This window comes from Streptococcus sp. HPH0090 (assembly GCF_000411475.1).
Lineage (GTDB): Bacteria > Bacillota > Bacilli > Lactobacillales > Streptococcaceae > Streptococcus.
In genome coordinates, this window is sequence record NZ_KE150466.1 from 68,858 (window position 1) to 94,098 (window position 25,241).

The following is a 25,241-nucleotide window of genomic DNA, read 5'->3' on the forward strand; positions in this document are numbered from 1 at the left end:
TCCTTATACTTTCATTATACTCCTTCCCTATCTCCAAATCAAAAAACATCTCCATTTATTTAAAAGGAGATGTTTGGTTATCTGTGATAAATTTCTAGGTCGTATAAATAGTCGAAGCTGTCGCAATGGTGTGCCACTGGTTGGCTGTCGTTGCTGCGAAATCCTTATCTCCGTAGAAATCATTAAATGGCAAGATGTCTACTTCTAGTTCGTCGATACGAGAGATTTCGCCTGCTAGATAGTTTTCAATGCGACTTTCTGCTCGCTTGATTCGTTGCAAGAGTCCACCCATACGGATATCTACGGTATCCAAGCCAAAGACCTTGTTTTCTTTCAACCATTGTTGGCTAAAGAGCTTGTGGAAGTTTTCAATCTCGCTTCTGAGTTTTGGCAATTCTTCTCTAGCGATTTGTTGCAAGCTCTCTTTGTCACCTGTTTGATAGGCTTGACGGATACGTCGGCCCACATCAACCTTGCCACTTAGAATAGCATTCAACTGGGCCTGAGTTTCGAAAAGATAGGCGTAGACTCCAGCTTTTTCTTTAATATCAGAAAGAGTCTCAGCTGCCTGGGCAAAGTGTGGTTTGTCCTGTTCAGGGGTCATGTGCTTATCAAGGATTGGACAGAGAACATCCTGATAAAAGACATAGCGATTGGGATTAATCCCACTGAGATTGTCTGGTAGATCTGGCAAGAGATTGGCCAAATCAAGCTGCATAAAGTCCTCAACGGATAGCCCTGTATTGGTCTTGAAATGAGCTGACAAACGGTCTAAATCATTGCGGTAGCTGAGTTCTGCCCAGATTTGCAAGCTTGGCAGAATAGAGAACTGAGCTGTTTCGCCACCATTGTCTCCCCAACCAGTCACAATGACTTCTTTGATCTGATTAGCACGGCAGGCTTTGTTTGCTTCGATAGCGATGAGACGACTGAAATGGTTGTGTGGTGTGAATCCAATCCACTTCCAAGCACCACCTGCAAAGGCAATATCCTGGCTAATCTTGTGGTGATTACTGAAGTTACGGTTGTATTTTTCTTCGCTATCCTGATAATAATCCCAGTAAACCAAGGTCACACGGTCTTTAAGGCGGTCAAGAAAAACTCGTGTTTCCTCTGGAATTTCGACATCACGGTCGTACTGGCCATCTGCTGACATGAGTTTGAAGAACATATCGCTCCACATCTGGCAGTGGAAACCATACTTATCGGCAATATCCAGCACGCGCTCCAAGTGTTGACACATGAGGAGGCTACGATCCACCACACCATTTAGGATAAGGTAGCGTCCCAAACCAACCAGGTGGGCTTCGTCCATCCCGATATTGACCTTGCGAGTTTGTAGTTTAGACAACGTCGCAAACATACCATCAATCAAGTCGTAGACTTTTTCTTCACCGATGAGAAGAATATCTTCTACATCGCGGAGCTCTTGCACTTCTTTGACACCCCATTTGACAAAGGCTGATAAGTGGGCCAAGGTCTGGATACAAGGAACAAAAGTCATATCAAACTGCTGGGCGTAGGCTTCGATTTCCTGTAATTCTTCAGCTGAATAAGCCCCACGGAAATAACCAAAATAAGGTTGCCCTTCAATCTGATAGGTATCTTCCATGTAGAGCTCAAAGGTTGAGTAGCCCATGAGAGCCAAGACTTCAATCATCTGCTTGGCAGATGCAACATTTAGAACCGCATTACGGGAACAATCCGCCATGTAGGCTAAATCTTCATAAGCCGCTTGCTCCTCAATCTCCACCTTATCACCTTCTTCTAAAGCTGTTGCGAGAACAGACAAGGCGCGATAGAGTTGGTGAGGTTTGTCATAAGTCAATTGATATTCTCCGCCCTCACCCTTGATAGAGATAGAAGCTTGGTCAGACTGAGCGACTACCACTTCTACATCTGGTAGAGAAATGTGCTTTTGAAGTAAGTCTATAGCTTGCTGTTGTTTACTGCTAATTCCGGTAAAATTTACCATTGGTTTTCCTCCTGTAACCAGTTGACAAGGGCACCGTAGAGATTGGCATCTGCCTGATAGGTGCAAGCTTGAATCACTGGCGCAATTGTATACTCTTCATATCTTTCCACAAAGACCTCTACCGCTTTTTGCACCCCTTTGATAAAATCTGGGTTCTGACTGATAGAGCCACCTAGGCTAATGACATCTGGGTCGATTAGATACTGGATATTGAGTAATCCTTGAGCTAGATTACGATTCATCCGCTCAATCGCTTCTTGGCAAAGGGCATTGCCTGCTGCAGCCTCTTGGTAAACCTTTCGGCCATCCCAGTCTGACTGACCTGATTTTTCAATCACATAACGAACCATGTTTCCTGTAGAAGCTAGTTGTGACCAGTTATTGAGTTTTTCTGCTGGTTCGATAGTTGTCATGTAACCAAACTCACCACCCAAGCCATGGCGACCACGGTGAATTTTGCCATTGATAATCATGGCCCCGCCGATCCCTGTACCAATAACGACACAGGCTGCATTTTCAATCTCAGGATGAGCTAGCAGTTCACTAAGTCCAACACAGTTGGCATCATTTTCTAGATGGACAGGGAGTTGGTGATGAGAAAGGGCCTGGTACCATGAAAAACCATGGATATAAGGAATGGCACTAATCCCCTCAATCACACCTGTTTCTTGATTGACCGCTCCTGGAACACTCATAGCGATTCCACTGTAGTCTTGTTCCGATAAGCGTTGGTCCAACCAAGCTAGCAAATCTTCCAGAGTTTCTGGAGTTGGGGTGCTGGTTTTATCTAAAATCTTTCCATCAGGAGTTAGACTAGCAAACTTAATGCCAGTCCCTCCGATATCAATTGTTGCAATGGTCATTGCTTTCACCTGCAAAAAGGAGCGAATCAGCAGTTGGTTCTTACTTTTTCGCTCCTCCTTTCTTTTTATGTTTACTTTTTGAAATTAAATTTCTTCTTTTTGAATCAATTCTGTACGAATTTCCTGTGGTGCCAATAGTCCTGAATGGACTGGGTATGGGCGTTCCAGTAAGTCAAGAATGGTTTGTTGTTTTTCAGACACACGGATATTTTCTTGACTCATGTTGTAGTAGCGAAGGACATAACCTTCTTCATTCTCAGCCACCTTAAAGGCTGTTGGGCAGACTTGTGGCAAGTTCAGTGCCGGATGGTTAAAGAGGCTACCCGTTGCTGCAACGCTACCCTCTTGTTTTGCAACTTGAAGAGCTGTAAATGGCACCTGGAAGGCTTTGGCACGACGGAAAGCTGAGAAGCGTTCCCCTGCTTGGTGACATTCTACTGCAAATTCAACTTCGATATCACGCAAGCACTGGGCTTCCGGCGTTGGGAAGTAACCCCAGTCACCGAGTTCGCCTGAAGCACGAAGAAGGGTTACAGCCATGGTGTCATCTCCAAGAATTTCATACTCGTGCAATCCTTTATTGGATACTGTCACTCCTTTAACATCATCATACAAGCTGACAAAAGCTTGTTGGTGTTGTGGATTTTCAGGATTTTCCCAAGAAGCTGCTGGTTTATTTGGTCTTGTCACAACTTCATAAATGCTTTCAGAATCATTGCTTGGACGAGTATTATGAGTTTTCACCAAGAGACGAATGCGGTGGTCTTTGGCTGTATTAGTAAAGCGAGTCTTGAAGCGAATCTGTGGATTGTCCACAAAGACAGTCATTTCTGTTTCAAGAGGAATGGTTGTCACCTCTTCTGAACGACCTGCCTCTCGTTTCATGAACTCGATGATGCCTCTTTGTTCTGCATCCAATTTTTCATCTGCGCTAACTGGAATAGTCATGTCATGTTTGAGCAAGATTTTGGCATAGCGAGCATTGTTTTCTAAGACTTCATAACCTTTCAGTTGAGCATAAATTGGCTCAGTTCCTTTCGGCTGGAAGTAAATGTACTCGTTACCAATATCTCCACGGTCCTCGAATTGGATGAAATCTTCGTAAGCTTCATTAGTAGTCTTGTCGTAGAGTGTAATTCCTTCATCTACACTGACTGTTACGAATGGGGTATCAATGACTCCATTTTGATAAATACCATCTCGGTGATCTACTTGACCTTCGACCAATTGGAAGCTTGCCCAAGAAAGCGGAGCAAGGTGGACTGGGATTGTCACGCGCACTTGGCGTGCAATATAGGGTTGGCGGAATTTATCCTTAGGCAAAGTATAGCCAAAACTTGCACCCAAGTCTTCAATCTTGGCTTCAAGGACATGGCCATCCAAATCTTCAACATGGTAATCTGGCAAGGTCACGGCTGCCATCTTCTTGTAACCTTCAGTCGGATGCAATTCTTTAAAATCACAAGTCACAACATCCACTACAACACTAACTGTATCAACCTTGTCATGTAAAGCTGTGTTGACAACGGTAAAGAGGTGATCACTTTGCGCTTCCTGAGTTGCTATTTTATGTTTCCACTCATTGAGAAGGTTAGTCTTGACAAAGTTTCCAACCTGATTGACTTTTGCAAAACGAGTTTCCATTTCACGGTGAACTTCGTCAATACTACAGCCACAGATACTATCGTGCGGTGCATTTTGCAGAAGTACTTTCCAAGCATAGGTCAATTGATCCTTGTGGTTATGTCCACCAGTGATAATGGTTAATGGTTCCACGACCTGCTCTAACAAGTTGCTATTTTCTTGGAAGGCTTGTTTGAGATAAACACGTGAAGAAGAAGTATTGGCAAGAGTGTACCAGCCATCTGTTTCCTGGCTAGTCAACTCACCTGTGACCGTTGATAATTGTTCAGGAAGGGCACTTTCCAGTGCTTGGACATATTCGTCAAATGAGCTATGAATAAAGGTCACGTCAGGGAAGAGTTCGTTTGCCACACGAATGGCTTCGCTCAGATTTCTCTGAACAGGCTGGTGGTCACAACCGTTCATCATCAACCATTGGTTGGTCGATGCATAGTCACGGACGTCTGCTAATTTTTGCTTCCAGAAAGTCAAAGCCTCGTCTTTATCCACTGGAATTTCATTCCCGTTACTGTACCAGTTAGCAAAAAGAATGCCGAGTACACGGCTACCATCAGCTCCCTGCCAGTACATCTCAGAAAATTGGGAGGTAAATTGCTCGTCTTCGAGGACTTGGTTGTCAAATCCGATTGGCTTGACACCGCGACCAAAGGCTGCTACGTGGATACCTGATTTTTGAAGGATTTGAGGAGCCTGCCCCATATTTCCAAAGGTATCAGGAAAGTAACCAATTTGAGTAGATTTACCCCATTTGGCACATTCCGCTTGGCCAATCAAAGTATTACGGACATTGGCTTCACTGGAGATCAAGTAATCATCCTGCAAGATGTAAAAAGGACCAATCTTGAGCTTGCCTTCGTCGATATAACGCTGCACCTTGTCACGGTTTTCAGGACGAATTTCTAAATAGTCATCGAGGACAATGGTTTGTCCATCCAAGTGGAAGCTCTTGAATTCAGGGTCATTTTCAAAAAGATCAAACAGATTGTCAAAAAGTTCCACCAATTGCATACGGTGACTTTCAAAAGGTAGATACCACTCACGATCCCAGTGGCTGTGAGAGATGATATGTACAACAACATTTTCCATGAGTAAAACCTCATTCTAACTTAAATTTAAAAATAGATTTGTGATTCTTTAGAAGAACCTATCGAGCTAAGGCTCGTTAGCGAATATCTAGGTAATCCAAGACTAATTCGCAGAACATCATGTTGGCCCATGAGAACCATTCGCGTGAGTAGAGAGTCGGATCATCTACGTGGAAGCTTTCGTGCATGACACCTGTTCCACCATCACAGGCAACTAGTTGGTCTAGCAAGTATTTTTTCTCTGCTTTATCTGTAGCAGTTAAGCCTTGGATAGATAGAGCAATCGGCCAGATATAGCGATAGAAGGTATGAGAACTTCCGAGCCCACTTGCGTACTCTCCTTGGTAGAAGTAAGGATTTTCAGGGCTCAGAATAGTGCGACGAGTGGCTTGATACACTTCGTCATTGACATCACAGTAACCAAGATATGGAGCAGCTAACAAACTTGGTACGTTAGGGTCGTCCATGATGCTAGCATTTCCCAAACCATCTACCTCAAAGGCATAAATCTTTTCACCCTTACTATTTGTAGTGTAGGCGTAGTTTTCAATTCCTTCTTGAATGTCAGATTGGAGGCGTTTGGCATCAGCAATAATGCTCTCGCTATCAGCTAGATTCAATTCTGCAAAGATTTCCTGGACATAACCTAAGACAACGACTGCAAACATATTTGACGGAATCAAGTAACTATACTGACAGCAGTCATCACTTGGACGAAAGGCTGACCAGGTCATCCCTGTCACAGCAAAGTCAGGACCAAAACCATCATTAACCAAAGTGTCTTCCTTACGGTCGGTATCACGAACAAAGCGGTAAGGTGAGTTCTTGTGGTCTTGTTCCACCGTCCAGAGATGGAGAATCTCCTTAGTCGCCGTAACAAAAGTTTCATCAAACTGGCTAGTCTCACCAGTTTCCTTCCAAAGAAGGTAAGCCAATTGCAAGGGGTAGCAAAGCGAATCTACTTCATACTTGCGTTCCCAAATCCAGCCATTGAGGTCTGTATGGTCTGTCTCGTGATGACCCTTCCAGTTCTCCTCAATATTGAAAGAGTTGGCATAGGGGTCCTTGAGAATCAAAGTCATCTGGCGTTTAACCAAACCAGCAATGGTCTGGCGCAAACGAGGATCTCTTTTTGCCACATGAAGGTATGGTCTAAGCTGAGCAGTTGAATCACGGAGCCACATAGCTGGGATATCCCCAGTTAGTACAAAAGTTGAGCCGTCTTCTAAGATTTCAACTGTGTTGTCTAAAGTGTCTGTATAGCAACGCTCAAAGACATCCACCCATTCAGGATGTCCCTTGGCTCTCTCCGCTACCTCATCTAGCCACTCTCTGACGATTTCTTTAGAATAAACCATAAACTATTTTGCCTCTTTCAAACAAATTTTCATTTTCAGTATAAGAAAAAATAGGTCCAAAAGATATACACAAACTAAAGTCGTTTTGAAACAATCTTATGAAAAAAAGTTGGGCAAGCCCAACTTTTTATTCACTTTTCTTTTCGTCTTTTTTATTTTCGAATTCTTTGTATCCGTTCGTCAACAATTCCGATTTCAAACCTTCATAGTCTTCAGTTCCCCAACTGTCAGATACTTTTGAAGCAGTATCAAGATCTAAGTTTCCATCCTTCAATAGGAAAGCTTCGTAACCAAAGTATTTGTAACGGACGGTTGTTGTGTTTGAAAATCCTGAACTTGCCTTCGTTACCTTATAAACAGTAATTAATGAGATTTTCGCACTTGATTTTTTATCTTCGCTAGGAATAACTTTCAAGTAGCTTCCTTGTGGCTCTAAAGTATAAGTAACATATGAATCATTCTTGTGTTCTGACTTGCTGTAGTCTTCGTTTTTCTTCAACAAATCAGCAAAGTTCTTCACATCTTTCAAGTCTTTTAGGCCTTCAACAGTCACTTCTACAGTCTTAGAATCTACCATTTTACCAGCTGATTTCAATGAATTGATATAAGCTTCATTCACGTTAAGAGTGACTTTGTCGCCGTTTTTCAAATTCTTTGGACGTTCACCATTTTCAAAATCAAAGTAGGTTTCATTCTTAGAGTTTTTAGCGATTGAAATAGTCCCGTAGCCGTTAAGACCAGCGAATGTTACAGGTGTTTCTTTCAACAAGTCAGAAGCTGAAACCTTTTCGTATTCTTTAAGATTTTCAACTTTGAAGGTTTTCTTTTCAGCCTTAACTGGTGCACTCTTAGAAGTAGTTACAACACTGAAAGTAACCTCATCTCCATTTTTTAGGTCACTTGTTTTATCAAAGCTAAATTGTACACTTCTAATTAAAGCGTCTGCCTTGCCATATTTTGTAGCTAATTTTGGATCTCTAGTAACTTCTGAGAAAGTAACTGGGTCGTTTTGTGCCAAGCCTGTTGCTTGTTTTGAGCTAAATCCAGCCTTCTTATAAGCTATTTCTCGAAGCTTAGCTGCAACTTCCTCACTATTGTATGTCAATGTTCCAGATTCTTCGTAGCCTGAAAACTGTACCTGAACAACATCTAGCAAACTCTTTGGTTGAGAATCATATACTTTAAATCCAACAAGTGCAACAATAAGCACAGCAACTGCTGCAAGGGCACCGATTACTGCAATTTTTCTCTTTTGGAACAAATCTTTTGCTTTCTCCACAAGTTCATTTACATCAAAACCTTTAGTAGCTGCAGGTGTAACTACCGCCTCTTTTGCTGGTTCCTCTGTTGCAGATTCTGGAGTCTCAGTAGAAGATGGTGCCTCTTCTTTTTCAACTGTAGGTTCAGCTGTCTCTGAAGGTTGCACTTCTTCTGCTACTTCCGTAGGTTGCAACTCCTCTTTTTCTACTAATTCTTCATTAGTAGAATGTTCATCAATATTACTCATAATAATCTCCTTTCTTACCCTCATTCTAGCAGAAAAGAACCTATTTGTAAATTTTAAATATATATTTATACACTATTTCAACTTTTAGATGTCTTTCTTTATTTTTATGATATACTGAATACAAAACTCCTACAGAAGGAAATCGCTATGAAGCCTATACTTGAAACCATTGATACTCGTTTTGGAACAGCTAGTAAACATGCATTTTCACGAGGAAATACACTACCATACGCTGGAGTGCCTTTTGGGATGAATTACTTTGTTCCACAAACGAGTGATCAGGAAGGGTCTTGGTTTTTTGATCCCCATCTTCCCATATTCCAGGGTATTCGACTAACCCACCAGCCGAGTCCTTGGATTGGCGATTATTCTTGGTTGCTACTGACTCCTGTTACAGGAGAAATCAGTGGCGACACCCTCTTCCATCGTCAGTCTTCTTATAACCTTGATCGTGCTATTTTCAATCCCCATTATCTCAAGATTTTTTCTGAACGTTACCAGATTGAAACCCAACTCACACCTACTTGCTATGGGGCTTCTATTCAACTAAGACAGATACAAGGCAAGAAGATCTCACTCTATCTGCATGTAGCTGATGATTTATCATTAGAGCAAGTAGATGAGCGTACTGTCAGCCTTGGTCAAAACGGATTAACCGAAACCAACAAAAGTCCCCTCGTCATGTTTACTGCTCTCGCATTCTCTACGGATATTCTATCTATCAATCAAGCGGGGCAAGACTGGCGTATCGACTTGGCTGGAGCAGAAGCTCTAGTTCAACTGGCTACTTCTTTTATTTCCAAAGAACAGGCCCTCTTTAATCTGCTTAGAAAAGACTTTGAAGAAACGAAAGCAGATGCTAAAGCAAATTGGGAAGACCTTCTAGGTCGTTTTGATGTCGTGGAAACCGGCCCTGTAGACCGAACATTTTTTGATCATTGTCTATACAGACTCTTTCTCTTCCCACAAACCTTCTATGAGGTAAATGAGCAAGGCGAGACTATTCATATAGACCTTGCTTCAGGGACAATCAAGCCTGGTCTACTCTATACCAACAATGGTTTTTGGGATACCTTCCGCACTTCATTCCCACTCTTTGCCTTAATTATTCCAGAGCACTATCGTCAGTTTCTTGAAGGTTTCCTCAATAGCTACCGTGACACTGGATACCTGCCTAAGTGGCTGGCTCCTGACGAAAGAGGAATGATGCCTGGGACTTTGATTGATGGCCTTCTTGCAGATAGTGCCTGCAAAGACATGGCACCTGAGTTTGAAGAAGAATTTCTCAAAGCCATGATTGAAACTGCTACCAAGGCAGATCCAAAAGCTATCAACGGGCGACACGGCCTAAGCCAATACCAAGAACTGGGATACCTATCCACGGACTTCCATGAAAGTGTCAGTCATACACTGGACTATGCTTACAGTGATTTTTGCATCTCTACCTGCGCAGCAAAATTAGGTCAAGAAGAGCTTGCTCAAACCTATGCTCAATATTCTAAAAACTATCAGAATCTATTTGACTCTGAGACGGGTTACATGAGGGCGCGTGATGTAGATGGCAACTTCCGTCCTGACTTTTCTCCCTATAGTTGGGGTCGTGACTACGCTGAGTGTTCAGCTATTCAAGCCAGTCTCGGTGTCCTACACGATATTTCTGGACTTAGCCAACTAATGGGTGGAAAAGAAGCCTTTAGCAACTATCTTTTGAAAGCTTGTCAAAGTCTCCCACTTTTTGAAACGACGGGCTATGGATATGAAATTCATGAGATGAGCGAGATGGCAACAGCGCCATTCGGTCAACTAGCCATTTCAAACCAGCCAAGCTTCCACATCCCTTATCTTTTCCGCTACAGTAGTTATCCCCAATATACTAGTCTCTTAATCAAGACCCTCCGTCAAAAAGCCTTCCGAGCTAGCTGGGATGCTTATCCGGGCGATGAGGATAATGGTAGTCTTTCGGCTTGGTATGTCTGGTCTGCTCTCGGACTTTACCCAACCTGCCCAGGGAAAGCAAGCTATGATCTTGGAATTCCGCTCTTTAATCACCTTCGTGTCTATCTGACAGAAAAAAATCAGTGGTTGGATGTTCGTACTCAGCAAAATTATGAACACTTCCACTTTGTACAAGACTGTCGACTGGACGGGAAAGAAAAACAAAGCATCAGCCATCAGGAATTGCTCAATGCTAAGACTCTTGACTTTACCCTCGGATGGTTACCGAAGCATTAATAACCTAACCCCTTTGTCATGCACAAAGGGGTCTTCTTATCCATATAAAGTTATCCACAAACTGTGAATAACCTTCAACCTTTTTTTTGGAAAAGATTTTCAAATTTTTCCAAAAAATCTTTCCAATCCAAGTTCATAGGATGTACAAGAGAATAAAGCCTATAAACCTTGTCCTAACAAGGTTTATAAAAGATTGATTTGTTTCCTATTCTATAAATTTCGTCTCTCTTTTTCCTATTAAAATTACTAAGAGACAGTTGTTGTTGATACCTTTAGTTATCCACAGGTTGTGGATAATCCTTTTCTAAACCAACAAGCCCTATTCCCTATCTGTTAGCTATCTTTTACTTTTTTTATAGTAATTTCCAAATTTTGTTAGGCGCTTTCAAAAAATCATGATATACTAAAATTATCAGAAAAGGAGACATTATGAAAAAAGATCAACACCAACTTAATTGGCTGATGGTTTCTCTGATTGCTTTCAACATGGTTTGGGGGCTAGGAAACGTCGTCAACAACTATTCTCAACAGGGAATTTCAGTCGTCGTATCTTGGGTTTTAATCCTCGCACTCTACTTTATCCCTTATTCTCTCATCGTTGGGCAACTAGGTTCTACCTTTAAGGAGAGCGGAAGCGGTGTTAGTGACTGGGTTGAAAAAACATCAACCAAACGTCTCGCCTACTTTGCTGCTTGGACTTACTGGGTTGTTCACATTCCTTACCTCGCACAAAAACCACAAGGGATCCTTATTCCGCTTGGATGGGCCTTGCAAGGTAACGGACAATTTCTAAAACAAATTGACATCCACTGGATTGTTATTCTCTGCTTACTAATTTTTGGACTTTTCCTCTACCTTTCTACAAAAGGATTGGCAACTCTAAAAGTCATTGGTAGCTTGGCAGGAAGTGCTATGTTGGTTATGTCTCTACTCTTCGTGCTTTTGGCTGTCGGTCTGCCTTTCATTAAACCAGACATCCAGTTTGCGACACCACACATGGATCAACTAAGCACCTACATTCCAAACTTTGATTTTTCTTATTTTACAACAATCTCACTACTAGTCTTTGCAGTTGGTGGTTGTGAAAAAATTTCCCCATATGTCAATCAAACCCGCAACCCTGCAAAAGAATTTCCAAAAGGTATGATTGTAATGGCCATCATGGTCGGTCTCTCTGCTATCCTCGGATCAGTTGCAATGGGAATGCTATTTGATGGCAATAATATCCCTGAAGACCTCATGCGTAATGGTGCTTATCAAGCCTTCCAAATGTTAGGAAATTCTTGGGGAGTTGGAAACCTCTTTGTCGTGATCTACGCTCTTACAAATATGGTCGGACAAATCGCGGCGCTTGCTTTCTCTATTGACGCACCATTACAAATCCTTCTCAATAACGCTGATGAAAACTACATCCCAAGCTGGCTTCGAAAACGTACTGAAAAAGGTGTCCTCATTAACGGCTACCTCCTTACAGGCGTCCTCGTTAGTCTCATCATCATCCTTCCAATTTTTGGTATTCAGGAAATTGACGGACTTGTAAAATGGATGACCAACCTCAATTCTATCGTGATGCCGATGCGTTACCTCTGGGTATTCCTTGCCTATATGATGCTCAATCGCGCTTGGAAGACATACAAAAATGCCGAATACAAGTTTGTGAACAATCCTAAACTTGGCTTTGTTATCGGTACTTGGTGCTTCCTCTTCACAGCCTTTGCTTGTATCCTTGGTATGGTTCCAAAAATTAACTACGCTGAGAATCCAACGGCTTGGCAATTCTCTCTTCTTACAAACATCTTGACTCCAATTATTCTGATTGGATTAGGTGTGATTCTACCAGTACTTGCCAAAAAAGAACAAAAGAAACAAATCAAATAATGCTACTACTAGCTAGATAAAATTGATTTTATCTTTGCTTGAAAGAATTTTCTCAGCAAAAATCCCCTTTGAACAGTAACGTTCAAGGGGATTTTTTTGTCTACTAATGTATTTTTTACTTAGCTTCATACCAAGTCACGCCTTCATTCTCATCAGCAATCAATGGAACACTCAGTTGAATTGCTTCTTCCATGGTTTGTTTGACGAGTTTTTTGATAGCAGCTAATTCTGACTTAGGCACTTCAAGAACAATTTCATCGTGCACTTGTAACAGCATCTTGGTCTGATAACCACCTGCAACCAAGGCTTTATCCAGCTGAATCATAGCAATTTTGAGAATATCTGCAGCCGATCCTTGGATAGGTGAATTGATCGCTGTACGTTCTGCAAAACCACGAATGTTAAAGTTGCGCGAATTAATATCTGGTAACTCACGACGACGTTTGAAGAGAGTCTCCACATAACCCTTATCACGCGCCTCACGAACCACTTCATCCATGTAGTTTTTAATACCTGGGAAGCGTTCAAAGTAGGTATCGATGTAAGCCTTCGCTTCTTTACGGCTGATACCTAGATTATTCGATAAACCAAAGTCTGAAATTCCGTAGACCACTCCGAAGTTTACAGCCTTGGCATTGCGACGGTCGTTTGGAGTTACATCCTCAGGACGTTCAATTCCAAAGACCCGCATAGCTGTTGAGGTATGGATATCCGCTCCTTCTTGGAAGGCCTTGATTAAGTGTTCATCCTTAGAGATATGCGCCAAAACTCGTAGTTCAATCTGTGAGTAGTCAGAGCTGAGAAGTACGCTATCTTCCCACTCTGGCACAAAAGCCTTTCGGATAAGGCGCCCCTGCTCCAACCGAACAGGAATATTTTGCAAGTTTGGATCCACACTAGACAGACGACCTGTCTGAGTCAAATCTTGCACATAGCGCGTGTGAATCTTGCCATCCGCTAAAATCCAGTCCTGTAAGCCAATCACATAAGTGGATTGAATCTTAGCAATCTGACGGTAATCGAGAATTTTCTTGACGATTGGTGCAATAGGAGCTAGGCGCTCCAAGACATCTACTGCTGTCGAGTAACCTGTCTTGGTTTTCTTGGTGTATTCGAGTGGGAGCCCTAACTTTTCGAAAAGCAATTCCCCCAGCTGTTTCGGTGAGTTGATATTAAACTCTTCACCAGCCAGCTCATAAATCTCTTGCGTCAACTTTTCGATGACCCGCTCATTTTCCGCTTGCATCTCCATTAAGGTTTCTTTTTTAACCTTAATCCCAGCGATTTCCATCTTAGCAAGGACAAAGGCTAGAGGTTGCTCCATGTCATAAAGAAGGTCCAATTGTCCGTTTTCGCTTAATTTTTCAAGTAAGACAGGCTCCGTCTCAACCAATACAGCAACCTTACGAGCCAAGTGTTCCAAGAATTTCTCTCGCTCTGGGATAGCTTTTTTGACACCTTTACCGTAGAAGGTTTCATCATCGACCAGGTAAGTTTGGCCATAGAGACTAGCAATGGTTGAAATTTCATTATTCTCGACTGTTGATAGGAGATATTTTGCTAGGCGGCTGTCAAAAGCAGGAGCCTGCAAATTCAAACCAAAGCGATTTAAGAGAACTTTTACTTTCTTAAAGTCATACACTTTCAGAGGTGTTTTTTCTAGAAAATCCTTTAGAATCGGATCCTGCAGAAGTTCTAACTTATCTGTAGCGTAGAGTTTGTCTCCACAAGACCAAGCAAAGCCAATCAAGTCATCAGTATGGTAATTTTCACCAAAAAGTTCAAAGTGGAAGATAGAGTCGGCACTCAGCATATCTTGACTCACTTTATCCACCATAGTGAAATTCAAAGTCTCAGCTTGGTTAGTCTGAGAAGCATTCAAGGCTTGCTTGAGCTGTTTAAAGCCCATCTCATCGTAGAATTTCCCAAGATTTTCCACATTTGGTCCACTATAGACCAAATCATCTAGACCTATCTCGATTGGCGCTTTCGTGTCGATGGTCGCTAGTGTTTTAGACAGAAAGGCTTGATCCTTGTCATTGACAAGATTTTCCTTCATCTTGGAAGCCTTCATACCATCAATATTTTCATAAATACCTTCAAGAGACCCATGTTCTAACAAGAGCTTAATACCAGTCTTTTCACCAATCTTAGTTACACCAGGGATATTATCTGACTTATCCCCCATGAGAGCCTTAAGATCAATAAATTGAGCTGGTGTGATTCCCATCTTTTCCATGAGGTATTCTGGAGTAAAGGCCTCAAACTCAGCCACACCTTTTTTGGAAATCTCAACCACGGTATGCTCATCTGTCAACTGGATCAAGTCCTTGTCTCCACTGACTATAGTTACATCAAAAGATTCCTTTTCAGCCAAGCGTCCCAGGGTACCAATGATATCATCAGCCTCATACTGGGCTAATTCATAGTGGCGAATCCCAAGATGATCTAGCAACTCACGAATGAAGGGAAATTGCTCACGAAACTCATCCGGAGTCTTGGCACGACCACCCTTATAATCAGCATACATCTCTGTACGGAAAGTCGTTTTCCCCGCATCAAAAGCAACCAAAATATGACTCGGTTGGACACGCTCCAGTAGGTGATTTAGCATCAGATGAAATCCGTAGATTGCATTGGTATGTAGTCCATTGTCATTTTTAAAACGATCCAGTTGCTGGTAAAGTGCAAAAAATGCTCGAAAAGCAACTGAAGAACCGTCAATTAATAATAATTTTTTCTTGTCCATACACTCATTATAAAGGAAAGCAGGGAAAAATACCATTAGGAAGAGCCCGAATGCTGAATAACACTTATGATGCTGGATTTTCTACTCGCGCACCATTACTGTCAACTTGGAACCCATCGATAGTCGTGTCTACCGCCAATTCTCCTGATGCGTTTACGTAATAATATTTCCCTGAAACCTGGAACCACTGACTAGCCTTCATAGCACCTGAGCTTTCGAGGTAATACCAAATGCCCTTATCCTTTAACCATCCCGTCTGCATTTCTCCAGATGATTTCAAGTAGTACCACTTAGATCCGTCTTTTAGCCATCCTGTTCTCATGGCACCACTTGTTTGGAAATAGTACCAACTTCCGTCTATCTTTTTCCAACCAAGAGCTACTTTCCCACTTTCATAGTGGTACCAAGTTGTTCCCTGTTTTTCCCATCCATTCTTTGAACTTGCTGTTTTAGCTAGCTGGACATATCTGCGATTCCCAGTTCGGGATAGATAACTAATCCATTTGTAGCCATCCTTCTCAAGCGTTTGATCGTAATGAACACTTTCTCCAGGGTAGTAATAATCCACAATTTCAGCTGCTTGTGATGGCTGGTTCATAATGGCAGCTTTTTCTGTAAAAACATGAGTTCCACTAGATACTAAAGTTGACTGATGATTCCCTGTGCTAGCCTGTCCGACATCTTTAAAATGAATGAAACCAGACATAGAGCTTGCCTTCACAATTCGACGATTGTACTTCTCTCTAACGCCATAATTGTACTCCTCAATTTCAATCATATCACCAAAAACATTAGAAACCCATGCAACGTGGCCATAGTCTCCGCTTCCATCCCAGGCAATCGAACCAATTGTTGGAGTCTTGTCCACACGATAACCTTCTCGTTTAGCACGATAACCCCAATCCTTAGCATTCCCGTACGCAGCTGGCAACTCAAAACCATTTACACTACTGAGTCGGAAGGCAGCAAATGAAGTACACTGTCTAGAGTATAGACGCCATTTATCAATTTCCTGATTTCCATTTTTATAATAATAGGGATAATCGTCTCCACGCGCCAGTGAGCCACTATTTACCTGATTAGCATGAACAGCTCCTCCACCAAACAAAAAAGCACCCGCTAGCAATAGTGAAGCTGTTCCCACCGTCGTTTTCTTTAGAAAAGTTCCCTTTTTACTATCTGTCATTCATTCTCCTTCGAATAGATAAATTTTTGAGGTTGACCTCACTTATATCATTCGAAAGAAAAAGAAAAAAGTGAGAATACTCTCACTTTCAACCTTAATCCAAATAGTGAATCAAATTCTTTTCTGTTAAAATATCTGAATACGTGAAGGATTCAACATAAACATTGGCTTGTTTGTCTCCTTCAACATTTCCAAATTCAACGATAAAGAGTGATGGATAAACTTCAATGAGTCTTCCTAAGCGATTCTTTTGGCGTTTACGACCATTTTCTAAGGTCATTTCCACTACTTGTCCTTCATGCGTCTTGATTTCTTCCTTGATTTTTTTCATCTTGGCTACATCTGTAAATGCATCTGTCATCTTTGTTCCTCTCTCTTCGAAATGCTTGAAAACTTGTTATACTCTTTTTGGAAAATCAATTCTACCGTTCCACGTGCACCGCTACGGTTTTTCTCGATAATCACTTCTACTTTGTTATTAGGAAGACCTTCCTCTTCTTCGCCACCACGCTCGTAATAGTCATCACGATAAAGAAAGGCTACGATATCCGCATCCTGCTCGATAGATCCAGACTCACGAATATCTGATAATACCGGTCTTTTATCTTGACGTTGTTCAACACTACGTGACAACTGACTTAGCGCGATAACAGGCACCTTCAATTCCTTCGCCAGAATTTTCAACTGACGTGAAATCTCTGAAACCTCTTGTTGACGATTTTCACGACCAGTCCCTGTAATTAGCTGCAGGTAGTCAATCAAGATCAATCCAAGATTGCCTGTTTCCTGAGCCAATTTTCTGGCGCGTGATCGAATCTCTGTAATTCGAATCCCGGGTGTATCGTCGATATAAATGCTTGCTTTAGCAAGATTCCCCTGAGCAATGGTGTACTTACGCCATTCTTCCTCACTGAGTTGCCCTGTACGAATCGAGTGAGATTCTACTAATCCTTCAGCAGCCAACATACGGTCGACTAGACTCTCAGCACCCATTTCGAGAGAGAAAATTGCAACAGTCTTGTCTAGCTTAGTTCCAATATTTTGAGCAATATTCAAGGCAAAGGCAGTCTTACCAACCGCAGGTCGAGCAGCAAGAATAATCAACTCCTCCTCGTGCAACCCAGTTGTCATATGATCCAAATCTTGATAACCAGTTGCAATCCCTGTAATATCAGAAGTTTGTTGTGAACGAGCTTCTAGGTTCCCAAAGTTAAGGTTTAGAATGTCTCGAATATTTCTAAACCCACTACGATTGGCATTCTCGCTGACATCAATCAAGCCTTTTTCTGCACGCGCAATGATTTCATCTACTGGACTAGAGGCTTCATAAGCTTGATTGACTGATTCCGTCAACTTGGCAATCAAGCGACGAAGCATGGCTTTCTCTGCTACAATCTTTGCATAGTACTCTGCATTAGCAGAAGTCGGTACAGAGTTGATAATTTCAACAAGGTAGGATAGACCACCAATATTTTGCAAATCACCTTGATTGTCTAAAATCGTGCGAACAGTTGTTGCATCAATGGCTTCGCCACGATCTGACAAATCAACCATGGCCTGAAAAATCAAACGGTGAGCATACTTAAAGAAGTCTCGAGAGTCAATATATTCTCGAACAAACACGAGTTTACTCTCATCGATAAATATAGCTCCCAATACTGATTGTTCTGCCAAGATATCCTGGGGCTGAACTCGTAGTTCCTCTACTTCTGCCATCAGATTTTCCTTCCTTTTACAACATAATTACTCAAATCTAGACTAGCCTTCTTTTACACGAAGATTAATGACGCCAGTTACATCCTGATAAATTTTTACAGGAACATCAATCAAGCCAACCGCACGAATTGGAGATTGGACTTGAATATGGCGTTTATCAATTTTAATTCCAAATTGTTTTTGAAGCTCTTCCGCAATTTTCTTGCTTGTAATTGAACCAAAAGTTCTTCCATCTGGACCAACTTTTTCAACAAACTCAACAATTGTTTCTTCTGCTTCAAGTTTCGCCTTAATTTCTTGTGCTTCTGCAAGAAGTTGAGCATGCGCTTTTTCTTCAGATTTTTGCTTACCACGCAACTCGCCAATTGCTTGAGAAGTCGCTTCTTTAGCAAGATTTTTCTTAATCAAAAAGTTTTGTGCATAACCTGTTGGCACTTCCTTGATTTCGCCTTTTTTTCCTTTTCCTTTTACATCTGCTAAAAAGATTACTTTCATTCCTCTGTCTCCTTTTCACTAAGTTCATTAGAAATAATGGTTTTCAATTTATCACCTGCTTCTTGCAGACTCATATCTGTCAGTCGAGCAGCAGCCAAGTTGAAGTGGCCTCCACCACCCAATTCTTCCATAATCCGTTGCACATTAATCTTACTTCGACTTCGTGCAGAGATGGAAATATCCCCTTGGCGGTTTTTTGCAATAACAAAGCTAGCTTCAATGCCTGACATGGCTAACATAGTATCCGCTGCTTTACTAATCACTACAGTATCATACTCCTTAGTATCCTTGGCCTGAGCCACCAGAATAGAAGGTTGTACAGTCTGTCCTTGCAAGATGAGTTCATTCACCAATCGATACTCTTCAAAGTCAGTCGCCGCAAGTTCCTGGATCACAACACTATCACTACCACGTGTTCTTAGATAGCTCGCTACATCAAATGTTCGGCTAGTCACACGAGAGGTGAAATTCTTGGTATCTAGCATCATACCGCCCATCAGAACACTTGCTTGAATACGACTCAATCGTGATTTCTTAGAGTTTTGGAATTGGATTAATTCCGTTACAAGTTCGCTTGCACTACTTGCTCCACTCTCTATATAGGTGATGACTGCATTGTCTGGGAAATCCTGGTCCCGTCTATGATGGTCAATAACAATCGTTTGTGTGAACAAATCATAGAATTCTTTTGACAAGGTCAAGGCCGTCTTAGAATGGTCTACCATCACTAATAACGAACGATTAGTGACCATCTCCATAGCCTGATTTAGAGGAAGAAGTTTTGTAACCCCCTCATTCTCTAAAAATTGAATGGCTCGATGAATGTCAGGAGACATTTGCTCAGAGTCGTAGACTACATAACTATCATTCAAGATGTTGCTAGAGAACAATTGCATCCCAACCGCAGAACCTAAAGCATCCATGTCTAAATTTTTATGACCAACAACGAATACACAATCGACACTCTTCAATTTTTCAGAGATTGCCGTCATCATTGCTCTAGTACGTGTTCTTGTCCGCTTGATTGAAGCTGCAGAGCCGCCACCAAAATAAATTGGATTCTTCGTTTCGTCATTCTCTTTTACGACAACTTGGTCTCCACCACGAACTTCTGCAAGATTGAGATTTGATAAAGCGACTTTACCAATACTCTCATGATCTCCATCACCGTATGATAAGCCCATACTCATAGTCAATGGTAAATCTCTCTGTTTGGCTTCTTCACGGAAGGTATCAATTACAGAAAATTTATCCTGCATCAATTGCTCCAATACCGTATAGTCGGTAAACAAGTAAAAACGATCCATGGCCACTCTGCGAGAGAACATCTTATGTTTTCCGGTAAACTCTGCGACATAATTCGCAACAAAACTATTAATATGGCTGATATCTGATTCAGATGTTTCATTTTCTAAATCATCATAGTTATCTACCGAAATAACACCGATAACAGGGCGGCTCGTAACCAATTCTACCGTGGCTTCGTACTCTCCAGAAACGTCAAAAAAGTAGAGTACACCAGAATTTCTATCTAGGTGCACGGCGTAACGTTTTTCCCCCACATTGGCATAAATTCCAGGCGAAGATATGGATGTTTTTATAATTTCTTGAACTTGAGAATAGTCAATTTCTCCATCTTCCGTTGTCAGCATTAACTCAGCGTAGGGATTGAACCACTCAATCTCACTACTTTCCATGTTTAGTTTGACAACCCCAACAGGCATCTGTTCTAACAGTGAACTTAAACTATCTTCTGCCTGATGGTTTACGTACTGGATTTGTTCAATTTCAGTTTTCTGATAAGATTTCTTCTGAAAATAAAATAGTAAAAGAAATGCTACCATCAAGAAAAGTAAACATGCTATTGTGACTAGATTATTTTGAAGAAAAACAACCAATACGGTCATGATTATAAAGGAAATCCCAACAAATAAGTATATAAAAAAGGGATTCATTTCATTTTTTTTCATTACAAACCTCTTGCGCATTATTATACCATATTTGCACTTAAAAAGCGACCTTTAAAGAAGGAAAAGCACTGATACTCGCCTGTAACACTCATTAACACAAAAGGTGGTTTACACTAGTGTAAACCACCTTTTTGACTAATCAAACTACTGATTATGATTCTTTTACTTCAAGAAGGCCAATATCTCCATCTTCACGACGGTAAATTACATTTGTTGTTTCGTCTTCAACATCGATGTAAATGAAGAAGTCATGACCCAATAAGTCCATTTGAAGAAGGGCTTCTTCGAGGTCCATTGGTTTTAAATCAATTTGTTTTGAACGAACAACTTTTGGCTGAGCAACATCAGAATCTTCAACTAAATCGTCAGTAAATAATTGGCTAGTAGAGACTTTATTTCTGTTCTTGCGTTCAATTTTTGTTTTATTTTTACGAATTTGACGTTCAATCTTATCTGTTACCAAATCAATTGATCCATACATATCTTGAGAAACATCTTCTGCACGAAGAGTAATGGATCCAAGTGGGATTGTTACTTCCACCTTAGCAGTCTTTTCACGATATACTTTCAAGTTTACACGTGCATCTAATTCTTGATCTTCTTGGAAGTATTTTTCGATCTTTTCGAGTTTAGAAACTACATAATCACGAATTGCTTCTGTTACTTCTAGGTTTTCACCTCGGATACTATATTTAATCATATAAGTACCTTCTTTCTAAACATATTTGTTTTTCTATATTTATTATAACGCTTTCAAAAAATTATTGCAATCTTTTTCCTCATCTTACGAGGGAAAATGTTCGAACCTCCTCTGCTCCTGCATTCTCAAGCAATCTCTTCACACGATTAACGGTTGCTCCAGTAGTATAAATATCATCAATCAAAAGAATCTTCTTGGGAATCGTGACACCAGCTTTAATAAAAAATGGAAGTTCCGTGGCCAATCGCTCTGAACGATTTTTTGAAGAACTTGCTTTCTCGTCATTTTTTCCCAAAAAATCATGATAAGAGAGTCCTGTAGCTTCAATTAAACCCTCAACCTGATTAAATCCTCTTTTAGAAAACCTTTCTGAACTTAAAGGTATTATAAGAAATTGAAACTCTTTGTATTTTTTTAATCTCTCCCTTAAAATTGATGCGAAAATCTTTCTCAGAAGATAGTCTCCATCAAACTTATATCGACTAAAGTAATCCTTCATTGCTTCATTATAAGTAAAAATTGCTTCATGGTCTACGTCAACTCCCTCTTTACACCATGATTGACAGTCTTGACACGAAGTTGACACTCCTATTTTGTAGCAGTTTGGACAATGCTCTTCCCCAATCTTTTCAAAATTTAAGAAACATACTGAACAGAGTAAACTCTCCTCCTTGTTCAACAAAAGAAGACTACTGAAGGTTAGATTATTTTTTAAATGTTGTCCACAGAGTAAACAAGTCATAAGCCTGCCTCCTTGTTCATCAGTTTAATTTCTTTAATGGCATTCTTAATCGAACGATTCAATCCATCATGAAAGAAAATCAAATCTCCAGTTGGTCTATCCATGCTACGACCAACTCTCCCTCCAATTTGTATGAGACTTGATTTTGTAAAGAGGCGATGGTTTGCTTCAACGACACATACATCGACACACGGAAAGGTAACTCCGCGTTCTAATATGGTTGTGCTTATCAATATGGTTAATTCTCTATCCCTAAATGCTTGAACTTGTTCTAATCGGTCTTCAGTAACCGAAGATACGAAACCAATTTTCTCATTTGGAAACTGCAGTTGCAAGATTTCCTTTAACTTCTCTCCTTTTTTAATCTCTGAAGCGAAAATTAGTAATGGATAGCTTGATTTTCGTTGTTTTTCTATATAGCTTTTTAATTTTGGGGGGAGACGATGTTTGTCTAAGTAATTGTCCAATTCAGATAGCCAGACTGGTTTAGGAATTATTAAGGGGTTACCATGAAACCGCCTTGGTAGACTCAACCTTTTTAACTCTCCTAAGCGAACCTTTTTATCCAATTCATCTGTAGAGGTTGCTGTAAGGAAAATGCTGAGCCCTTTTTCCTTTACACAATTCTTTACAGCTTTGTAAAGCATCTTGTTGTCAACATAGGGAAAAGCATCAACTTCATCAACTATTAGTAAATCAAAAGCTTGATAAAATTTTAATAACTGGTGGGTCGTTGCAACAACTAGAGGTGTCCGAAAATATGGTTCAGATTCACCATGCAACAACGCGATGTCACAGGCAAAATCATTTTGTAGTCTTTTATATAACTCCAAACAAACATCTATCCGGGGGCTCGCTAAACAAACTGCCCCACCATCATTAATGACTTTCGCCACAACTTGATAAATCATCTCTGTTTTCCCAGCGCCAGTCACGGCATGAACTAAAGTTGGCTGCTGACTATCTACAGCTTTAAGTAATCCTTTTGATACTTTCTCTTGAAATGGAGTCAATTGTCCCTGCCATTTAAGAATCTCTTGCTTTGGAAATTCTTCCTGAGGGAAATAATATAAACTTTGATCACTCCTAACTCGCTTCATCAACAGACATTCTCGACAGTAGTATGCATCAATGGGCAATAACCATTCTTCTTGAATCACACTATCACATCGTTGACAAACTAGTTTTCCCTTCTCTTTTCGCATACTTGGGAGTTTCACTGCTAACTCACGCTCTGCTACACTTAATTCCTCTTCAGTAAAAAGACGTCCTAGATAATTCGAATCTATTTTCATACTTCTTTATTCGTAAAATCTAGAACTTTATCCTATTTTTTAGTACAATAAAAATATGGAATGTAGAACAATTAAAGAGGATGGACAAGTCCAAGAAGAAATCAAAAAATCACGCTTTATTTGCCATGCAAAGCGCGTCTATAGTGAAGAAGAAGCTCGAGCTTTCATCACTGCTATTAAGAAAGAACACTATAAAGCGACCCACAACTGCTCTGCTTTTATTATCGGTGAGCGGAGTGAAATTAAACGAACTAGTGACGATGGAGAACCAAGCGGAACTGCTGGAGTACCAATGCTAGGAGTGTTAGAAAATCACAATTTAACTAATGTCTGTGTGGTTGTTACCCGTTATTTCGGTGGTATTAAACTAGGTGCTGGGGGGCTCATTCGCGCTTATGCTGGTAGTGTCGCCTTAGCTGTTAAAGAGATTGGAATTGTAGAAATTAAAGAACAAGCAGGGATTCAGATTCAAATGAGTTATGCTCAATATCAAGAATATGGAAATTTTCTTAAAGAACATAATCTCATGGAACTTGAAACAAATTTCACTGATCAGGTCGAAACAATCATCTTTGTTGATAAGGAAGATAAAGAAGCTATCAAAGCTTCTCTCATAGAATTTTTCAATGGAAAAGTCACCTTAATTGATCAGGGCTTACGAGAGGTTGAGGTTCCTGTTAACTTAGGGTAAAATAAAGAAATGCTACCTTATCATCTAATTTTCCTCATTTATATCTGATATAAAAAAATCCTATCGCTTCGATAGGATTTCTATATTTTACAAAAGGCAAAGTTAGCGTTATACTAGTAGCATCTTATATATAGAGGTGCTAATATGGCGATTTATAACAATATCACTGAACTTGTCGGTAGAACACCGATTGTTAAATTGAACAACATCGTACCTGAGGGTGCAGCAGATGTTTACGTAAAACTAGAAGCCTTTAACCCAGGGTCATCCGTTAAAGACCGCATTGCTCTAAGCATGATTGAAAAAGCTGAACAAGAAGGCAAACTTAAACCTGGTTCTACTATTGTAGAGGCAACAAGCGGAAACACTGGTATCGGTCTTTCATGGGTTGGTGCTGCTAAAGGCTACAAAGTTGTCATCGTTATGCCTGAGACAATGAGTGTAGAACGTCGTAAAATCATCCAAGCATATGGTGCTGAACTCGTTCTAACTCCAGGAAGTGAAGGTATGAAAGGTGCTATTGCTAAAGCTGAAGAAATCGCTGCTGAACGTGATGGTTTCCTACCTTTGCAATTTATCAACCAAGCTAACCCAGAAGTTCACGAAAGAACAACAGGAGCTGAAATTCTAGCTGATTTCGGAGCTGACGGTTTAGATGCTTTTGTTGCCGGTGTTGGTACTGGAGGAACTATTTCAGGTGTTTCTCATGCTCTTAAAGCTGCGAATTCAAACATTCAAGTTTTTGCAGTTGAGGCAGACGAATCCGCTATCTTATCAGGTGAAAAACCTGGACCTCATAAGATTCAAGGTATCTCTGCTGGATTCATCCCAGAAACACTTGACACAAAAGCTTACGATGGTATCGTTCGCGTAACATCAGACAATGCTCTTGCACTTGGTCGTGAGATCGGTGGAAAAGAAGGGTTCTTAGTAGGTATTTCTTCTGCTGCAGCTATCTATGCAGCAATTGAAGTCGCTAAAAAACTTGGAGCAGGTAAAAAAGTCCTTGCGCTTGCACCAGATAACGGAGAACGTTACCTATCTACAACTCTCTATGAATTCGAAGTGTAGTCTCCTAAATACACAAAGCCCTTATTTAAGGGCTTTTTAATTTTCTATAAAAGAAAAGAAAAAGGAAGCAAACTTGCTTCCTCT

At 40.8% G+C, this 25,241-nt stretch carries 18 protein-coding genes; 4 read left to right on the forward strand and 14 right to left on the reverse strand.

The genetic code is table 11. The annotated features are described in order from the left end of the window. Nucleotides 1-94 precede the first annotated feature (94 nt). The 5 genes from HMPREF1481_RS09920 to HMPREF1481_RS09940 all read right to left on the reverse strand — a co-directional run bounded on the left by HMPREF1481_RS09920 (nucleotide 95) and on the right by HMPREF1481_RS09940 (nucleotide 8,432). The gene (locus HMPREF1481_RS09920; RefSeq protein ID WP_016466496.1) at nucleotides 95-1,975 is read right to left on the reverse strand and encodes a beta-N-acetylhexosaminidase; all 1,881 of its coding nucleotides are present in this window, start codon (nucleotides 1,973-1,975) and stop codon (nucleotides 95-97) included. Then, nucleotides 1,969-2,838, reverse strand: coding sequence for an ROK family protein (locus tag HMPREF1481_RS09925; RefSeq protein WP_016466497.1), 870 nt, complete (start codon nucleotides 2,836-2,838; stop codon nucleotides 1,969-1,971). Before HMPREF1481_RS09925 ends, HMPREF1481_RS09920 begins: the two co-directional genes overlap by 7 nt. Nucleotides 2,839-2,922: 84 nt before the next feature. Then, nucleotides 2,923-5,568 (reverse strand): alpha-mannosidase, encoded by a 2,646-nt coding sequence (locus tag HMPREF1481_RS09930; protein ID WP_016466498.1) that lies wholly within the window; start codon nucleotides 5,566-5,568, stop codon nucleotides 2,923-2,925. A gap of 76 nt (nucleotides 5,569-5,644) precedes the next feature. Further along, nucleotides 5,645-6,925: a glycoside hydrolase family 125 protein gene (locus HMPREF1481_RS09935; protein ID WP_016466499.1), complete on the reverse strand. Its 1,281-nt coding sequence runs from the start codon at nucleotides 6,923-6,925 to the stop codon at nucleotides 5,645-5,647. Between the two features lie 127 nt (nucleotides 6,926-7,052). Beyond that, entirely contained in the window at nucleotides 7,053-8,432 is a 1,380-nt protein-coding gene (locus HMPREF1481_RS09940) for a hypothetical protein (RefSeq protein WP_016466500.1), read from the reverse strand. Nucleotides 8,433-8,579: 147 nt separating this feature from the next. On the opposite strand from HMPREF1481_RS09940, the gene HMPREF1481_RS09945 reads away from it, so the two are divergent. Together HMPREF1481_RS09945 and HMPREF1481_RS09950 are read left to right on the forward strand one after the other, a co-directional pair. After that, complete coding sequence (locus tag HMPREF1481_RS09945) at nucleotides 8,580-10,664, forward strand: GH92 family glycosyl hydrolase (RefSeq protein ID WP_016466501.1); 2,085 nt, start codon at nucleotides 8,580-8,582, stop codon at nucleotides 10,662-10,664. Nucleotides 10,665-11,093: 429 nt separating this feature from the next. Further along, complete coding sequence (locus HMPREF1481_RS09950) at nucleotides 11,094-12,542, forward strand: APC family permease (protein ID WP_016466502.1); 1,449 nt, start codon at nucleotides 11,094-11,096, stop codon at nucleotides 12,540-12,542. A gap of 115 nt (nucleotides 12,543-12,657) precedes the next feature. On the opposite strand, the gene polA is transcribed toward HMPREF1481_RS09950, so the two are convergent. From polA to HMPREF1481_RS09995, 9 genes are all read right to left on the reverse strand, one after another. Further along, a complete protein-coding gene (polA, locus tag HMPREF1481_RS09955; protein ID WP_025173315.1) occupies nucleotides 12,658-15,291 on the reverse strand; it encodes a DNA polymerase I in 2,634 nt (877 codons plus the stop codon). Nucleotides 15,292-15,355: 64 nt separating this feature from the next. Then, on the reverse strand, nucleotides 15,356-16,477 hold the full coding sequence (locus tag HMPREF1481_RS09960; protein ID WP_016466504.1) for an SH3 domain-containing protein: 1,122 nt from the start codon (nucleotides 16,475-16,477) through the stop codon (nucleotides 15,356-15,358). A gap of 94 nt (nucleotides 16,478-16,571) precedes the next feature. Continuing rightward, complete coding sequence (locus HMPREF1481_RS09965; RefSeq protein WP_016466505.1) at nucleotides 16,572-16,838, reverse strand: Veg family protein; 267 nt, start codon at nucleotides 16,836-16,838, stop codon at nucleotides 16,572-16,574. After that, nucleotides 16,835-18,193, reverse strand: a complete 1,359-nt coding sequence (gene dnaB / locus HMPREF1481_RS09970; RefSeq protein WP_016466506.1) for a replicative DNA helicase — start codon at nucleotides 18,191-18,193, stop codon at nucleotides 16,835-16,837. Before dnaB ends, HMPREF1481_RS09965 begins: the two co-directional genes overlap by 4 nt. 42 nt (nucleotides 18,194-18,235) lie before the next feature. Then, entirely contained in the window at nucleotides 18,236-18,688 is a 453-nt protein-coding gene (gene rplI, locus HMPREF1481_RS09975) for a 50S ribosomal protein L9 (RefSeq protein ID WP_016466507.1), read from the reverse strand. Next, nucleotides 18,685-20,643 (reverse strand): DHH family phosphoesterase, encoded by a 1,959-nt coding sequence (locus HMPREF1481_RS09980; RefSeq protein ID WP_442852205.1) that lies wholly within the window; start codon nucleotides 20,641-20,643, stop codon nucleotides 18,685-18,687. Before HMPREF1481_RS09980 ends, rplI begins: the two co-directional genes overlap by 4 nt. A 166-nt stretch (nucleotides 20,644-20,809) precedes the next feature. Next, the gene (hpf, locus tag HMPREF1481_RS09985; RefSeq protein WP_016466509.1) at nucleotides 20,810-21,358 is read right to left on the reverse strand and encodes a ribosome hibernation-promoting factor, HPF/YfiA family; all 549 of its coding nucleotides are present in this window, start codon (nucleotides 21,356-21,358) and stop codon (nucleotides 20,810-20,812) included. Between the two features lie 79 nt (nucleotides 21,359-21,437). Next, a complete protein-coding gene (locus HMPREF1481_RS09990; RefSeq protein ID WP_016466510.1) occupies nucleotides 21,438-22,100 on the reverse strand; it encodes a ComF family protein in 663 nt (220 codons plus the stop codon). Beyond that, entirely contained in the window at nucleotides 22,097-23,395 is a 1,299-nt protein-coding gene (locus HMPREF1481_RS09995) for a DEAD/DEAH box helicase (protein ID WP_016466511.1), read from the reverse strand. Before HMPREF1481_RS09995 ends, HMPREF1481_RS09990 begins: the two co-directional genes overlap by 4 nt. A gap of 55 nt (nucleotides 23,396-23,450) precedes the next feature. On the opposite strand from HMPREF1481_RS09995, the gene HMPREF1481_RS10000 reads away from it, so the two are divergent. Continuing rightward, nucleotides 23,451-24,086 carry a YigZ family protein gene (locus HMPREF1481_RS10000; RefSeq protein ID WP_016466512.1) on the forward strand — a complete coding sequence of 212 codons (636 nt, stop codon included), beginning with the start codon at nucleotides 23,451-23,453 and terminating at the stop codon, nucleotides 24,084-24,086. 144 nt (nucleotides 24,087-24,230) lie between these two features. Next, complete coding sequence (gene cysK / locus HMPREF1481_RS10005) at nucleotides 24,231-25,157, forward strand: cysteine synthase A (protein WP_016466513.1); 927 nt, start codon at nucleotides 24,231-24,233, stop codon at nucleotides 25,155-25,157. Nucleotides 25,158-25,241: the final 84 nt, after the last annotated feature.